Origin of the sequence: Pusillimonas noertemannii (genome assembly GCF_003096595.1) — a bacterium.
Lineage (GTDB): Bacteria > Pseudomonadota > Gammaproteobacteria > Burkholderiales > Burkholderiaceae_B > Pusillimonas > Pusillimonas noertemannii.
Map to the genome: position 1 here is coordinate 213,273 of NZ_QEKO01000003.1, position 16,193 is coordinate 229,465.

The following is a 16,193-nucleotide window of genomic DNA, read 5'->3' on the forward strand; positions in this document are numbered from 1 at the left end:
AGTTATGCTCCACAGGGTGTGTGCAAGACCTTGCGCACCACGAATTCATCACAGCCCCAGTCGCCGAACTCGTAGCCGAATCCGCTGTGCTTCATGCCACCAAAAGGAATAGAAGGTTCCGGAGGCGTCGCGTGTTGATTCACGAACAAATTGACCGCCTCCAGGCGGGCTGCCAACGCGGCGGCCCGCGAGGGGTCAGAAGACCACACGGATCCTCCCAGACCGTATTCCGACGCATTGGCGCGGGAAATTGCTTCGTCTTCGTTATCGAATGGCAAAATGGGCAAGGCGGGACCGAACTGTTCTTCCTGCACCAGGCGGCTGTCTTCTGGAATGTCTGCAACAATAGTCGGCCGAATAAAGTGGCCGGGCCATTCAGAGGGCGTTGCGGTGTCGGTAACGATGCGACCGCCCGCCGCGACAGCGTCCCGCAGCAAGGTGTGCACATGGTCGAACTGTTGACGGTTGTTCAAGGGGCCCATGTGCACTCCATCGACCAAACCGGGACCGACGCGCCATGAGGCAGCAATCGCCGCCATCTTTTCCACCATGGGTTCGTAAAGAGAACTGTGCACGTAAAGACGTTTTACCGCGCAGCAGACCTGACCGGCGTTCATGAACGCGCGTTCGAACAACAACGGTGCGGCGGCGTCCAGGTCGGTATCGGCAAGGACGATCGCAGCGTCGTTGCCGCCCAGTTCGAGTGTCAGGCGTTTAAGAGTGGGTGCGGCGCCCGCCATGATCCTCTTGCCTGTTGGTGTCGAGCCGGTGAACGACACTTTAGCCACGCCCTCGTGACTTACAAGAGAGGCCCCCAACTCGGCGCCGCCGGTTACCGTATTGAATACACCCGCGGGCAGACAGCCGGCGAACAGCCTGGCTATGGCCAGTGTCGTCAACGACGTTGTCGGTGCGGGCTTCGCCACGACGGTGTTACCCGTCCATAGTGCGGGGCCCAGCTTCATTGCCAGCAATACGATAGGAAAATTCCATGGAACGATAAGGCCTACGACGCCCAATGGCGCCCGCACGGCCTCTACCGTACGATTGGGGTCGCGGCGAATAATCTCCTGAGCGGCCGGCTTCTCGGCAAAGTATTGCAAGTAGCTTCTGGCGGACAGAATCTCGCGTTTGGCTGCGGGCAGGGGCTTGCCTTGTTCGCGACTTAGAAGCACCGCAAGTTCGTCGAGATTGGCGGCCAGTAGGTCGGCGCATTGCTTCAGGGCATGGCGGCGACCCGCAAGATCTCGAGACCAAGCCGGCAATGCCGCTGAAGCCGCCGAAACGGCATCGTCAAGACCTCCCTGGTTTGTAATGGGCGCTTCAGCTATAGCGTGTAAAAACGCAGGGTCTTCTACGGCATACCAATCCGACCCGTGGGCGGTGTCTCCGGCGCTGATGTTAAAAAGACGATCCATGCCTATTTTTCCATTGAGGCGGGCTCATTGAGGCGCACGGGAAGCGATCTTGCGCCTCGGATCACGGTGCCCAGCCATGGAACGTCCTCGGGCTTGCAGTTCAATTCGGCTTTCGGAAATGCCTGCACAAGCCGACCTACCGCGGTTTGTGCTTCGAGCCGGGCAAGGTGTGAACCCAGACAGAAGTGGACCCCATGGCCGAAGGCCATGTGCTGCCGAATCTGCCGTCGGATGTCGAAGCGGTTCGGGTCGTCGAATCTTTCGGGATCGCGATTCAGGGCGGGCAGAACGATTTGCACGAAGCTGCCGTGAGGGATTTCTGTGCCCCCGATGGTTACGTCGGCCGACGTTGCCCGGAACGTTGTGTAGGGCACGGAGCCATCGTAGCGAAGCGTTTCTTCGATGGCGTTCTTGATCAGGCTGGGGTCGTCAACGAGCAGTTGTCTTTGATCGGGGTTGAGCATCAGGTGCAGCAGGGCATTGCCGATCAGTCCGACGGTTGTTTCGTGGCCGGCGATGAGCAGCAGATAAGACATGCTGCGCAGCTCGTCGGTGGTCAAGGCGTTCGAAGAGTCCCGCGCCGCAATCAGGGCGCTCAGCAGATCGGTTTGCTCGTCGGGTGAAGCGCCCTCTACGAGCGCTTCACGTTTGGCGTCAATGAGCTTTGCGATATAGGTTTGCAATAGCGCCAGGCTTTTTTCCTGGTCTGGATGGCCCGGAGTCATGACCGACTCTGCCTGCTGCCGGAAATGCAGTCGGTCTTCTTCCGGAACCCCAAGCATCATGCAAATGGTCGTAATGCCTATCGGGTAGGCAAAATCCGCGATCAGGTCGGCTTCGGCGCCGGTGCGCATGCGGTCGATCAGACTGTCGACCAGTTGTTCCACCGACGCCCGAAGCTGCTCCAGCCGGCGAGGAGTGAATGCAAGTATGACCAGCGAGCGAAGGCGTGTGTGGTCGGGGGGGTCGGTATTCAACAGATTGCCCGCCACGGTGCCACCGATTGGAGTGCCGGCGCCAGGGCCGCTGCGCCCCTGGGCCTTCAGCGCATATTGCAGATGTTCGAAACCTTTAGCAATATGGGGGTGGCCCAGCGCTTCTACAGCTTCGGCCCAGCGCGTAATCAAGTAGATCTCGGTGCCGACGGGGTTTCGGATGCGTACGACAGGCCCTTTTCCGCGCAGTTTGTCATACTCAGGAAAGGGGTTGAGGGTAGAGGGTAGCGGAGGAAGATCAATGATCTCGCCTCGGGAATCGGTGGATATTTTCATGGTGGTCCCTGCTCGGCAACGTTGAAGACAACGCCGTGCCCAGATGTAAGAGTACGGTCCATTGCATCTTAAGTCTGGAGCAAAGGACTTTGCGGCTTTCATGACGACCGTCCGCAACGCGGACGGATTTCATGGACTTACTGCGCGTGTGGTTTCGTCCCGGACTTTGCGCTGGGGGTGTGTCCCAACGCGAAGCTTAGCCGTGCTGCTTGCTCGCACAATGGTTTGATGTATTCACGTACTTGGGTCGGCCGAAGCCGTACGCTGGGTCCGAATATCGCTATTGCGGCTATTGCGTTGCCGGAGTTGTCGAGCACGGGGGCAGCCATGGCCACGGCTCCTTCGATCAGCTCATGACGGCTGATGGCGTATCCGCGTTTGCGGATTGCAAGCAATTCTTCTGCTTGACTCTCGGGTGCGATAGAACTGTTTTCGTAGGCGCTTCGGAAGCTTTCGTCTTCGGCGCGCGAGAACGCCAGTATCACCCTGCCGCTCGCGCCTCGCACCAGTAGCTGACGGTAGCCGACTCCGCGGCGGTAGCTAAGGGGGTGCGGGCTTTCAAGCTCCAGGACGCACACGCGAGAGATATCTTCGCGAAGGAATAGGGACACAGTTTCCTGGCTGTGTTCCCAAAGCGTCTTCAACATTGGCTGAGCGAGCTGCGTGATGCTTAATGAACTACGCCACGCGTTGGCAAGTTGTCCTACAGAAGGTCCCAGGCTTAGCTTCATGGGATGGCCTTCGATCGCCACTAGAAACCCTCTTTCTTGCAGTGTTGCAATCAAGCGATAAAGAGTAGGTCGGCTCAGATTCACGCGCCGCAGCAGGGTGGACACAGGCAGTGCGCGATCGCCGAGCCGAAAGGCCAGCAATACTTCCAATGCGCGGTCGACCGCTCTTATGTTCTCGCTTTTAGCCTTCATTCTATTCATGGCGACTTAATTTTTGTCTCAACAGGCGGATAACTATCTCATTTTGATTGGCGTTCGTCAAACCCCGGAACAAAATAATTCGACATTGCAAGTCAGTGTGTGGACATTGTTCTAGGAGCGGAAAGTGGATAAGCAAGTTGCCGAAGTTCTGGTTCGTACCAACGCCGGAACGCCTATGGGGGAACTGATGAGGCGCTATTGGACGCCCGTATTGCTCTCCAGCGAAATTATTGAGCCGGACGGTCCGCCCGTCAGGGTCCAGATACTAGGAGAAGAGCTTTTGGGATTTCGCGATACCGAAGGCAGTCCGGGTTTGATCTCCGAATTCTGTACGCATCGTGGCGCGTCATTGTTTTTTGGACGTAACGAAGAAAACGGTATCCGCTGTTCATATCATGGATTGAAATTCAACCGCTTGGGCGAGTGTGTTGAAGTTCCGTCCGCGCCGCGCGCCTGCGAGCATATGAGGATAAAGAGCTACCCATGCATCGAGAAAGCGGGCGTGGTCTGGGCATACCTGGGGCCCAAAGAACTGCAGCCGGACGATCTGGACGTGGAATGGAGCACCCTGCCGGATAGCCACGTGTTTGTCTCCAAGCGTTTGCAAGAGTGCAATTATCTTCAAGCTTTGGAAGGTGGAATCGACACGGCGCATGTGACCTATGTCCATCGCTACGAAGTCGACAATGACCCCATGCATCAGGGAACCCGGTCGTTGGATTACATCAAGGCAGATGGCAACGTAGTCTATGAAATTGAGAAGACTGAATTTGGCCTGACACTATATGGTCGCCGCAACGCCGATCCGGAAAGCTATTACTGGCGCATTACACAATGGCTGTTTCCCTGGCATACGCTAATTCCCCCCTTTGGCGACCACGCATTGGGCGGGCATGTATGGGTGCCGGTTGACGACCACAATTGCTGGGCCTGGAGCATAAACTTTCGCCCCGACAGGCCGCTTACGGAAACCGAGAGGGCGGACATGCAGGCGGGCAAGGGAATTCATTGCGAGTATGAGCCGGGCAGCTGGCGTCCAAGGGCCAATAAAGATAATGATTATCTCGTTGACCGGAAGGCGCAGCAGGAAAAGCGCGCATATAGCGGAATCTTCGGCTTTGCGGTTCAGGATGCGTCGCTGCAGGAAAGCATGGGGCCGATACAAGATCGCGAGAACGAGAAGCTGCTGCCGACAGACCGCGCAATCGTGATGGCGAGAAAGCTACTGCATGATAACGCCGTCGGCTTGCAAAGCGGAGAGCAGCCGCCGATTCTTGGCGCGCAAGCACAGCAGGTGCGCGCGGCGGGCGTGGTGCTGCCCAAAGACACCAGGCCGCAGGAGTGGGCTGACGAGCATATCAACGGCACCCGCGATCAGCCCGTATTCTCGATCTGACCACGCCATGAAAAAACATTCGCGCGTCGCCCTCGTCACCGGAGGAGCGACCAGTATAGGCGCCTCTATTGTTGAAACTTTTGCCGAGGCAGGGTACTGCGTCGTTATTGCGGACATCAATGAGCAGCAAGGGGTTCGCCTTGCTGCGCGGAAGGCAATGTCTTTTTTCAGCACACAGACCTGCGTGACGACGGCAGCATCGGCCACTGTGTGGAATATGCCGCCGAACTGGGCGTTGTCACCGCCATCGTGCACGCCGCGTGCAGCTACGTGGACCACGGCGCGGCGTCGAACAGAGCACAGTGGCATGAGTCTTTGGATGTCAACCTGGTCGGTGCGGCGTTGCTGGTTCAAGCGGCGGCACCTTACATGGCCTCGGGCGGTTCGGTAGTCCTGCTCGGCAGCATCTCGGCAAAGATTGCGCAAGCCCGGCGCTGGCTGTACCCAGCAGGCAAGGCAGGTGTGCTTCAGCTTGCGCGCAGCATGGCGCTCGATCTGGCTGAAAACAATATTCGGGTGAATTCGCTTTCGCCCGGTAAGACGTGGAGCACGGCTTTGAGTGCCAAGCACGCGGCCAATAGACGACGGGCGGATTTGGCGGAAGGAAAGTATCACATGCTCGGTCGCTTGGCTGACGCCGAAGAAGTCGCGAAGGCCGCCCTTTTTCTGTGTTCGGCAGACGCCGGCTTTATTACTGGGGCCGACCTCGCCGTCGACGGTGGATTCAGCTCCCTAGGGCCGGAAGCGGTCGCCGCACAGAAAGTTCATATGTAGGGCATTACTTTAAATAAGGAGACAAAACATGAGGACAATAGCAATTGTCGGCGGTGGACATGCCGGACTTCAACTGGGCATAGGCTTGCTGCAACATAAATATGGCGTGACCATTGTCACCGATCGCGAGCCGGACGCTGTTCGCAAGGGCCGCATCATGTCCAGCCAGGGCATGCAGCATACCGCGCTTGAATATGAACGCAAGCTGGGCCTTAACTATTGGGATGGCGTGGCGCCAACGCATCATTTTATCGAGTTCTCGAGCCTGGGGCAGGGTGGAAAGCCGGATCTGGTCTGGAGGGCGGAACGCCCGAACCCAGGCAATTCTGTTTGCCAACGCGTAAAGATTCCCCGCTGGACGGAAGAGTTTCAGCGCCTTGGAGGCGACCTGCGCCTATCGTCCGCCACCATCGCTGATGTGGATGCTCTGGCGCAATCGCATGATCTTGTGATCATCGCGGCGGGCAAAGGAGAGATTGGCAAGCTATTCCAGCGCGACGGTAAGCGCTCACCGTTCGACAAGCCCCAACGAGCCCTTGGGTTGACCTATGTATTCGGCATGCGGCCCACCGAACCACACGGGGTGACTTTCAACGTCGCGCCAGGGGTTGGAGAATACCTCGTCATGCCGGCTTTGACGACCGGAGGGGAGTGCCATGCCATGGTCTACGAGGGCCAGATTGGAGGCCCCATGGATTGCTGGTCTGATGTAAAGACTCCCGCTGAGCACTTGGCCAGAAGCAAGGAAATCCTCGAACGATTTTTTCCGTGGGAAAGCGCGCGCTGCGCCAGTATCGAGTTGACCGACGAGAACGCCATGCTGTCGGGACGCTTTGCACCCACCGTCCGTAAACCGTTGATCAGTCTCCCTTCCGGACGTTCGGCTCTGGGTATTGCCGATGTCGTGATGGTCAATGACCCGTTGACGGGGCAGGGTTCCAACAATGCCAGCAAGTTCGCCTGGCATTATCTGCACAAGATTCTCGATCGGGGTGATCAGCCCTTTGACGCAGCCTGGATGGAGGAAGTGTTCGAAAGCTTCTGGTGCCAGCAGGGCTGCTTGACGACAGAGTGGTCAAATCGGATGCTTGCGCCGCATACGCGCCATATGCACGACGTCATTGTCGCTGCAAAAGACCATCCTCGATTGGCCCAGCACTTTGTCGACTGCTTCGATCATCCCCCCCATTTTTTCCCGTGGCTGTTTGATCGGCAGGCCGCCGAAGTGATGTTTGGAGAGATCTTCTCGGCCCGGGAGGCGGCGGGATCCCTGGCTCAGTGCGCATAGCGAGAGGCGGCGATCATGATTTCCCCTGAAGATTTTCGGGACGCGATGAGTTGGTTGGGCGCGGCCGTAAATATTATTACAACCGATGGAGAGCACGGGCGTGCAGGACTGACCGCCACCGCCGTTTGCTCGGTATCGGCGAGCCCTCCGACTTTGCTGGTTTGCGTGAACAAGGCCAGTTATGCATGGACCGTGCTTCAAAAGAACGAAGTGCTGTGCGTCAACGTTCTGCGTGCGTCCGACAAGGGTGTGGCTGACCTTTTTGCGGGGCGCTCAAGTGTGCCACCGCAAGACCGGTTCGATCTCCACAACTGGAACAAGCTTGCAACGGGGGCGCCGGTTCTTGAAACCGCACTGGTCGCCATGGACTGCCGTATCTCCGAGATCAAAGAGGTGGGATCACATTCTATCTGCCTGGCCGCCGTCGACGAAATCTACAACGGACTTCCAGGGGCAGCGCTTATTTATTTTCAGCGGCACTACGGGACACTGACCTTGCCAAAAATCGTCGCGTAAATTCTTCATCGTTTCAGATACAACCATAATCAGGAGACAAATCATGAAACCCATACAAAGAAAACTATATTTCGCCTCTGCCTTCGCATTGCTTCTATCTTCTTCCGCAAACGCCGAACCTGTTTCCTTGCGTTTGCACCACTTCGTGCCCGCGCAGCAGAACGTCGCCGCTCATGCGCTTGCGCCCTGGGCAAAGAAGGTCGCTGAAGACAGCAACGGCGAAGTAAAGATACAGCTCTTTCCCAGCATGCAATTGGGTGGCAGGCCTTCCGACTTGTTTGATCAGGCCAAAGACGGGGTGGTGGATATTGTCTGGACGGTGCTTGGCTATACCCCGGGGCGCTTTCCTCGAAGCGAGGTCTTTGAGCTGCCGTTTTCAAGCGGCGCGGGCGAACCAGCATCCAGGGCGTTTTGGGAATACGTCAATCAAAACGCGCAAGAAGAGTTCCGCGAGGTCAAGTTGCTTGCCGTGCATGTACACGGTCCAGGCCTTTTTCATACCAGAGACCCGATAAACACGCTGGAAGATATTAAGGGCATGAAGATACGCGGCGGGTCGAGGGTGGTAAATCACCTGCTTGAAGAAGTAGGTGCGGTGGCGGTGGGTTTGCCCGTGCCCGCAGTGACCGAGGCCTTGTCAAAAGGCGTCATCACGGGTGCCACATTGCCCTGGGAAGTGACTCCGTCATTGAAAATTACTCAGATAGTCAAGAACCATACTTCCTTTGCCGGCGACAAGGGCCTGTATACGCAGACATTTGCGATGGTGATGAACAAAGCGTCGTACGAAAAGCTCTCCATCGACCAGAAAAAAGCTATTGACGACAATATCGGCATTGAACTTTCCGCGGCGTTTGGCCGAGTGATGGACCAGGGCGACGCAGAGGGGTTGGCGTTGGCAAAAAAAACTGATAACAACATCGTAGAGCTGGATGCCGCCGAAACAAATCGTTGGAAGCAAGCTGCCAGCCGGGTGCGTGACATCTGGTACGAAGAGGTCGCGGCCAAGGGAATAGACGGCCCCAAACTTGCGGAAAATGCCGAAAAGCTCATAGACCACTATTCAAAAGATTGAATCGGCCTGGCTGTTTGGAACTATGGAGTGTTCGCATTATGAGCAATTTCATCAATGCGCTGAGCCGGGTCATGGCCTGGTTCGGCTGCCTTGTGCTGGTACTTATCGCCCTGACCAGTGTAATCAGCATCATCGGCCGTGCCCTTAGCGGATTCGGCCTGGGCCCCATCCCCGGCGATTTTGAACTGGTCGAAATCGGCACCGCCCTGGCGATTTTCTGCTTCCTGCCTTGGGCTCATCTGCGGCGTGCTCACGCAAGTGTCGATTTGTTGTCGAACGTGCTGTCGTCCCGGACGACGAAGGCGGTTGAGTTCTTGGCGGACTTGTTGATGTTGGCATGCTGGGCCGTCTTGACTTGGCGCATGGGCGTCGGAATGATGGATTACCAGGCCAACGGTGAAGTCAGCTTTGTGCTGCAAATACCGGTTTGGTGGGGCTACGCGGCGTCTTTTCCGTTTGCGGTAATGGGTTGCTTGGTGTACCTGTGGCGAATTGCCTTGGACGTGGGCTGTGTGGCAACTGTTGAACCAAGCCCTCGAATACTGCAGAGCGGGGTGCATTGATGGACCCATTATGGCTTGCGGTTTGGTCTTTGCCTGCGCTGCTGATACTTATATTTCTGGGCGTACCTATTGGCTTGTCAATGCTCGCCCTGGGCTTGGGGGGCTGCTGGGCTATCTATGGTTCGCCCATTCCATTACTGAATCAGCTAAAGACCTTGGCCTACGGGCAGTTGTCCAGCCATTCGCTGTCCATCATTCCCTTATTCTTGCTAATGGGCCAGTTCGCCTCGGTGGGCGGGTTGTCGCAAGCCTTGTTTAAAGCGGCGGAAGCATTTGTAGGGCATCGCCGCGGCGGCGTCGGCATCGCGTCAATTGGCGCCTGCGCCAGCTTTGGAGCGATTTGCGGGTCTTCCATGGCAACAACGGCCACAATGGCCCAGGTGGCACTGCCCGAACTAGAGAAGGCGGGATACGCGCGCGCGCTGTCGGCGGGCACATTGGCGGCCGGAGGCACTTTGGGGATATTGATTCCCCCGTCTATCGTGCTGGTTATATACGCCATACTGGCGGAACAGAATATTGCCAAGCTATTTGTCGCCGCTGTCGTGCCGGGAGTCGTCGCTATTGTTGGCTATATACTGGTCATTTCTATTATTGCCAGATTACGTCCCGGTACAGTGGGCGGCCAAGCGGAGCCCGTGTCATGGGGTTTGCGTTGGAAGGCGCTGAGCGTCGTCTGGCCTGTAATGCTTATATTCATTGCCTTGGTGGGCGGCATATATGTAGGCGTGTTTACACCCACTGAGGGGGCCGCGGTAGGAGCGGTGGGCACCGCCATCGCGGCGTGGGCCCGAGGGGGAATGACAAGAGCGAAAGTATTACAGGCGTTCGAACTGACGGCGTCCGCCACCGCCATGGTGTTCATGATCGTGCTGGGTGCGGCGGTTTACAATATTTTCCTGGCGCTTTCACAGATGCCGCAAGAACTTGCCGGCTGGGTGGGGCAGCAGGGGTTCTCGCCTTATCAGATCCTCTGGGCGATTCTTATTTTCTATTTGATCGCGGGCTGCTTCCTAGACTCGCTCTCGATGATTCTGCTCACTATTCCTATTTTCTTTCCGATGGTTTCGGGCTTAGATTTCGGCCTGACTCCAGAAGAGACGGCTATCTGGTTTGGTATCCTGGTGTTGATCGTCGTCGAGGTCGGGCTTATCACGCCCCCTTTAGGAATGAACTTGTTCGTGATCCAGTCCATGGCGCCTCATATCACGACGCGCGACCTTTATCTGGGCGCTTATCCTTTTGTCATTAGCGATTTGGTTCGTATCGTGATTTTGGTATTGGTACCTTCTATTACCCTGTTCATACTAAGGCTTTGATACTAGGGCCAATAGGTAGAAAAAGGGGATGGAAGCTGAATGCTTCCGTCCCCTTTCGATGGACGAGTCTTTTGGTCGGTGTTCAGTCAACAATACCCACAACTCTGGCCGGCGAACCATCCATGCCGGCGAGTTTGAGCGGTAGTGCAACAATGTGGAAGCGTGGGCTAACCTGTCCCAGATTGGTCAGCAGCTGGATCATCGGAATGTCCGCGCCGAGCCAGCGCCTATGATTCGCACCGCGCTGCTGCGGCGTAAGCTGCTTGAGCCAGAACGGCATCTCTGGAAAGCAGTCCATCGCCACGGCCGCCACGCCTTGCGCTGCGACCCACTCGCCCACGCTTGGCTCCAGATGTATGGTCGACGCCCAGAACTCCGGCTTGCCCCAGGCCCTGTCGGTCCAGGCAGTTCGAATCACTGCGACTTCGCCTTTTTTCACGGTTACGCCGGTTGACTCCAGGTCGTCGGCCGTTACGCCCTGGCCGGGTTGCATGTGCGATACATCGATAACGACCGCTTGGCGCATCACGGTCCGGTCAAGGGGAACCTGGTCGATGGCTGCCCCTTGTTCAAAAAAATGGCGCGGAGCGTCAATGTGCGTGCCTACATGGGTATTCAGGGACAGCACGGTATTCATCGAGTTGATCGCCTCGGCGCCGCTGCGCACCGGTACACCCTCGCGCGCGAGGAACTCGCGTTGCGTCTCGTTGACGACTGTGACCGCTTCGACCGCCACGGGGTTCTGCTCGTAAAAGGGAATCTTGGGGATTCCCGCCATGCCCGTGACGACGGGAAGCGTAAGATCGACTATCTTCATGGTGCTCCTGTTGCCGCATCTTCATACGACGTAATGGTTTGACTGTGCAGATATTCCAAAATACCCTGCAGGCCCGATTTCCGGCCGATTCCGCTTTGCTTGACGCCTCCATAAGGCGCAAGGTGGTTAATCGCTAATACGCCGTGACTGTTTATCCAGACCTGGCCGGATTCTAGTTGTAGGGCAACATCGGTTGCGTGTTTTGTATTCTTGCTCCATACAGAGCCGCCCAAACCGAATATGGTGCTGTTGGCCCGCCTGATCGCCTCTTCGTCATCACTGAAGGTGGCAACGGGTATGGCCGGACAGAACTGCTCTTCTTGCACCAGCCGAGCATCGTCGGGCAAGTTGGTGACAAGGGTCGGCTGCATAAAGTAGCCTTCGTCGTATATCCCACGGTCAAGAATACGGCCCAGCGCTTCGACGTGGCCGCCGCGCCGCACCGCGTCATCGACAAGTTCCCTGGCTCGGGCGAGGCCGGCTTGGCTGTGGACGGGACCCAGGGTTACCGAGGGCTCGAGGCCGTTTCCGACGACCAGGCTGTCAATGGATTTTCTGAACTTCGCCAAGAACTCGTCGGCTCTGGATTCGTGTACATAGAACCGCTTTGCCGCCATGCAGACTTGACCGGACATCATGAACGTTGCGTTGGTCATGCGCGAAACAACGGCCTCATCCAGCACGGCATCTTCAAGCACGATGGCAGGGTCGTTTCCGCCCAGCTCCAGTGTGACGCCCTTGATCGTCTGAGCCGCGTTGGCCATGATGTGACGGGCCGCGGGAATGCTGCCCGTGAACCCCAGCTTGGCCACATCGGGATGGGTTGTTAAGACATCGCCGATTTCCCCCGGCAACCCGGTTACGATATTGACGATGCCCGCCGGTAGTTCGGCGGAAAAGCGGCGGATGGAGTCGATAAGGGTAAGCGGGCAGGATTCGGGCGGCTTGAGCACAACGCCATTGCCCGCCAGCAGTGCCGCTACAACCTGCGTAAAGGCAAGGACATCGGGCGAGTTCCAGGGCACGATCGAGACTACGACGCCGTAAGGACGGCCTGTTACGAATGTGAACCCGTTCTGTGCTGGGACATGCTGCACTTCATCGAGCTGCTCTGCAAAGCCGAGCGCTTGACGCTGCCGTACAGGAACGCTTTGAAGCTCGCCCCGCGCCTGGGCCAGCGGCTTGCCATTCTCGCGCACAAATATGGCCGCCCTTTGTTCTAGATCTTCTTCGAGCCGACGCAGGCCGCGTTCGAGCAAAGCTGCGCGTCGACGAAAAGAAAGCGCGGCCCATTGCGGCTGCGCGCGCTTTGCGGCGGCCACCGCCGCCTCGACGTGGGCCGGTGTGCCCCGCACAATGGTGCCTACAATCTCAGAGGGACGGGCGGGGTTGCGCACCTCAAGCCTGTCGTTGCCCTCGACACGCTTGCCGTCGATCAGCATGTGTTCGACGATCGTCTGGGGAGATGTGGGGTGGGAAGGCATGATGTGCTCCGCTAAAAATTGCCTTAGACGCTGAAAACAGGGTTCTCCAGCGATGCCAGGGCATCTTTCGCCCATTCTTCCGCGCGCAGCTCGCGATCCAGCAGGACTGAAGCCGCCCTGACATGTTGCGAGGCGGCATCCAATGCGGGCGGGTTCTTGCCGCTACTGAGTTCTTTTGCCGCTTTTTCTAGCATGCGGCGAGCCATCACGATGGCGCGATCCGTCACAACCAGGTGTTCTTTCGAGTAGTCTTGAATCGGCCCCATGCTTTCCTGTAGCGAGGCATCCTGCACTGAAAACCCTTCGACACCACTGAAGCTCAAGTTGTCTTTCTGGGCTTGGCGGTCGATCAGCCAATCGTTGCCGGGGTTTGCCAACGGAATGAACGTGCCCGGCACATATTTGACATGAATGCCCTTGCCTTCCTTCATTGCCTGAAGCTCGTCTTCGGGCAAGGGCCTGTCGGGCAGGAAGTTGATGCTCCATGCCCAGCAGCTTTCGTCGTCGATGGGAATCCACATATGGCCCCCCAGGGCATGGGGGCCGAACGGGGGAATAAGGGTGAACCACGGGAAAATCCACTGGGTAATGCGCCAGTAATGCGAATTTTCTTCGCCGTTGCGCCGTCCAAAGATGGTCAGGCCGTGAGGCGCCTCTTCGATGTCGAACACAGCGTTCTTGTCGGCCTTGATGTATTTATTGGCCTGGGCCCGCTTGTGCATTGGATCTTGCTCGAGTTCAAACCGATGCACCCATGAGGCATGCGTCGTGTCTATGCCGCCTTCCATGGCCTGCAGCCAACCGCTTGCCTGATAACGCTTGCTGACGAAGCGGTGGGCGGTGGGAACAAGGCACCACTCAAGCCCCGGCGGCTCGGGCATGGCGTCTGCGGGGCCCATGTAGGCCCACAGAATGTCGCCGCGCTCGATGCACGGATAGGCTTTGATTCTCATGCGCGGGGCCAGTTGCGGCACAGAGGGAAGCTCTAGGCATTGGCCGCTGATGTCGAATTTCCAACCGTGGTACGAGCAGCGGATTCCGCCTTCTTCATTACGGCCCAGGAAAAGTGAAGCCCCGCGGTGTGCACAGAATTCGTCAACCAGTCCGGGACGTCCATTTGTATCGCGGAAGGCCAGAAGCTTTTCGCCCAGGATCTTTACTTTTACCGGCGGGCAATCAGGTTCGGCGATTTCTGAAGACAGCATGACGGGAACCCAGTATCGGCGCATGAGTTTTCCCATCGACGCGTCTGGCCCTGTTCGAACGAGCAATTCAGCAGTGACATGGTCCATCAGAGTCCTTTGTTCAGATAACGATGGGAACTCGAATTATCAGGCGGTTTAATTAATAACGTATGTACAATTACAATAATATTCTGTAGGCTAATCAACGTCAATAAGCAATAGATAAATATATATTTGATGGGTTCTCAGGTTTTTTCTGGTCGTTTTATATACCCATAATGTATGTATTCGTACAAAAAGGGCGATTGCTGTCATGTATGAACCCTTTGAACAGCTCGAAGGCAGAAAGCCATGGAGGCCGACATGTGGAAGGAGGAGGTTCGCGCCAGCGGAATATGTGAAGTACCAGAGGGTACGACAGGTGATGCGATTGTGGCGGCCTTGGCTGCCGGAGGCGTCGATTGTCTATTCTTTACCTCTGGGTCGGAAATCTGTTTTTATCAAGAGGCCATTGCAAAAGCCAAAGCATGCAATCGGCCGGCGCCTCGGCTGATCGTGATGACACACGAGCATGTCGGGCTGAACGCGGCACTGGGATACAGCGCCGTCACGGGCAAGCCTTCGGCGACGGCCGTACATGTCGATGCGGGAACGCTGCACCATGGGGCTGCCATCCATACGGCCATGCACGCTGGGCTGCCGATCGTCATGACCGCAGGCCATCCGCCCACCAGTGCAACAGGATCGTCTTCGGGCGCGCGTAATACCGGCGCCCATCTTTGGCTGCAAGAAACCTTCGACCAGCATTCCGTGGTGCGCCAATATGTAAAGTGGGATCATCGCCTTACCGCGCATGACGACCCCGGCTTGCAGGTCAGCCGTGCCATTCAGGTGGCCGCGTCCGAGCCCTGCGGGCCTGTTTACCTGACCATTCCTCCAGAAGTATCTATGTCCCCGCGCAGGGCGCACGCTTTTCCTACGTTGAGCAGGCTCGGAAAATCGGTGCCGCCGGCGCCGGACCCCGCCGGTGTGCGCGAGCTTATCCAGCGGCTTCTGGCCGCCAGGAATCCGAAGCTGATTGTTGCCGGCTCCGGCCGAAATCCCGACACCGTGCCCGAGCTTGTCGAGCTGTGCCAGCTGCTGGGCTTGCCTGTCGTGCATGGTGCGACGCTCAGCTACCTGAGCTTTCCCATGGCGCATCCGTTAATGCAATTGGATCGCGATCTCTCTGACGCAGATGTTGTCGTTGCGCTCGAAACAGACGTGCCATGGATGCCTGGGCCTTCCGCGCCGCCTGACGACGCCTGGGTCGCCGTGCTGGGCCTTGATCCCATCAAGGGGAAGATCCCCACCTACGAGTTTCGGGCCGATCTGCGCCTGGCCTGCGACCCGCTGCGGGCGATACGCGCATTGCGCGAAGAGGCGGATCGCGCAATGCGGCCGTCAGATCACGGGAAAGCGGCCAAGCGGGCCGAAGCCGCCGGGCGGGCGTCGCAAGCTCAGCGCGCGGCGCTTCAGGCCCAGGTGCCCGCCATCGTATCCGGTGCAATGATCGACCCGTTGCAGGTTGGTCAGGCATTGGCCAAGGTGCTCGACGAACGGGCTATCGTTCTCGATGACACGCTCGCTCATAATCGCATCCCCCATTTTCTTCAAAACGAGGCGCCGGGCAGTTACTTCCATACCCCGGGCACCAGCGGCGGATGGGCCCCGGGCGCGGCGTTCGGCGCAAGTCTCGGCGCGCCGGACCGAGACATCGTTGCTGTTACCGGAGACGGTTTCTATATATTCGGCACTCCAGCGCCAGCCCTCTGGGCGGGCGTTCATTACAAGGCTCCGTTCTTGACCGTCGTCTATCAGAACCGAAGCTGGGCGACAGGCACCGTGCGTTTGGCGTCAATGTATCCAAATGGATATGCCCAGCGCGCCGACTTCGAGGGTGGGTACTTCGACCCTCCCATGGACTTCGCCCTGGAGGCCGAGTCGGCCGGGGCCTACGGCGAGAGCGTACGCGACCCGGTCGAACTTGAACCGGCGCTTCGGCGCGGCCTGCGGCAGGTTCGGGCGGGCCGTCCGGCTGTCGTCAGCATATGGTTGCCGCGCCATATGCACGATGACTAAGCAAGTATTGTGGGCAGCTTCGGTCCTTTCCTTGG

At 57.7% G+C, this 16,193-nt stretch carries 13 protein-coding genes and 1 pseudogene; 8 read left to right on the forward strand and 6 right to left on the reverse strand.

Going from position 1 to position 16,193, the window contains the following annotated elements; genetic code table 11:
• Positions 1-2: 2 nt before the first annotated feature.
• The 3 genes from C7440_RS12115 to C7440_RS12125 form a co-directional block, all read right to left on the reverse strand.
• Positions 3-1,418 (reverse strand): aldehyde dehydrogenase family protein, encoded by a 1,416-nt coding sequence (locus tag C7440_RS12115; protein ID WP_116518720.1) that lies wholly within the window; start codon positions 1,416-1,418, stop codon positions 3-5.
• A 2-nt stretch (positions 1,419-1,420) separates the two neighbouring features.
• Positions 1,421-2,689, reverse strand: a complete 1,269-nt coding sequence (locus C7440_RS12120) for a cytochrome P450 family protein (protein WP_165832569.1) — start codon at positions 2,687-2,689, stop codon at positions 1,421-1,423.
• 137 nt (positions 2,690-2,826) lie between these two features.
• A complete protein-coding gene (locus C7440_RS12125; protein ID WP_116518722.1) occupies positions 2,827-3,612 on the reverse strand; it encodes an IclR family transcriptional regulator in 786 nt (261 codons plus the stop codon).
• Positions 3,613-3,745: 133 nt separating this feature from the next.
• Here C7440_RS12125 and C7440_RS12130 point away from each other — a divergent pair, with 133 nt between their 5' ends.
• The 7 genes and pseudogenes from C7440_RS12130 to C7440_RS12160 all read left to right on the forward strand — a co-directional run bounded on the left by C7440_RS12130 (position 3,746) and on the right by C7440_RS12160 (position 10,552).
• Positions 3,746-5,017 carry an aromatic ring-hydroxylating oxygenase subunit alpha gene (locus tag C7440_RS12130; RefSeq protein WP_116518723.1) on the forward strand — a complete coding sequence of 424 codons (1,272 nt, stop codon included), beginning with the start codon at positions 3,746-3,748 and terminating at the stop codon, positions 5,015-5,017.
• Positions 5,018-5,024: 7 nt separating this feature from the next.
• Positions 5,025-5,791: pseudogene (locus C7440_RS20120) on the forward strand (SDR family oxidoreductase).
• 28 nt (positions 5,792-5,819) lie between these two features.
• On the forward strand, positions 5,820-7,079 hold the full coding sequence (locus C7440_RS12140; protein WP_165832572.1) for a styrene monooxygenase/indole monooxygenase family protein: 1,260 nt from the start codon (positions 5,820-5,822) through the stop codon (positions 7,077-7,079).
• Positions 7,080-7,094: 15 nt separating this feature from the next.
• Entirely contained in the window at positions 7,095-7,595 is a 501-nt protein-coding gene (locus tag C7440_RS12145; protein ID WP_116518724.1) for a flavin reductase, read from the forward strand.
• 43 nt (positions 7,596-7,638) lie between these two features.
• Positions 7,639-8,670, forward strand: a complete 1,032-nt coding sequence (locus C7440_RS12150) for a TRAP transporter substrate-binding protein (RefSeq protein ID WP_116518725.1) — start codon at positions 7,639-7,641, stop codon at positions 8,668-8,670.
• A 38-nt stretch (positions 8,671-8,708) separates the two neighbouring features.
• Positions 8,709-9,233, forward strand: coding sequence for a TRAP transporter small permease (locus C7440_RS12155; protein WP_116518726.1), 525 nt, complete (start codon positions 8,709-8,711; stop codon positions 9,231-9,233).
• A complete protein-coding gene (locus C7440_RS12160; protein ID WP_116518727.1) occupies positions 9,233-10,552 on the forward strand; it encodes a TRAP transporter large permease in 1,320 nt (439 codons plus the stop codon). Before C7440_RS12155 ends, C7440_RS12160 begins: the two co-directional genes overlap by 1 nt.
• An 82-nt stretch (positions 10,553-10,634) precedes the next feature.
• Here the strand turns inward: C7440_RS12160 and C7440_RS12165 are convergent, their stop codons facing one another.
• The 3 genes from C7440_RS12165 to C7440_RS12175 form a co-directional block, all read right to left on the reverse strand.
• A complete protein-coding gene (locus tag C7440_RS12165; protein ID WP_116518728.1) occupies positions 10,635-11,369 on the reverse strand; it encodes a cyclase family protein in 735 nt (244 codons plus the stop codon).
• A complete protein-coding gene (locus tag C7440_RS12170; protein WP_165832573.1) occupies positions 11,366-12,811 on the reverse strand; it encodes an aldehyde dehydrogenase family protein in 1,446 nt (481 codons plus the stop codon). The genes C7440_RS12165 and C7440_RS12170 overlap by 4 nt, the downstream gene beginning before the upstream one ends.
• Before the next feature lie 65 nt (positions 12,812-12,876).
• A complete protein-coding gene (locus C7440_RS12175; RefSeq protein WP_116518730.1) occupies positions 12,877-14,145 on the reverse strand; it encodes an aromatic ring-hydroxylating dioxygenase subunit alpha in 1,269 nt (422 codons plus the stop codon).
• Between the two features lie 255 nt (positions 14,146-14,400).
• Here C7440_RS12175 and C7440_RS12180 point away from each other — a divergent pair, with 255 nt between their 5' ends.
• Positions 14,401-16,158, forward strand: coding sequence for a thiamine pyrophosphate-requiring protein (locus C7440_RS12180; RefSeq protein ID WP_243410900.1), 1,758 nt, complete (start codon positions 14,401-14,403; stop codon positions 16,156-16,158).
• Positions 16,159-16,193 lie beyond the last annotated feature (35 nt).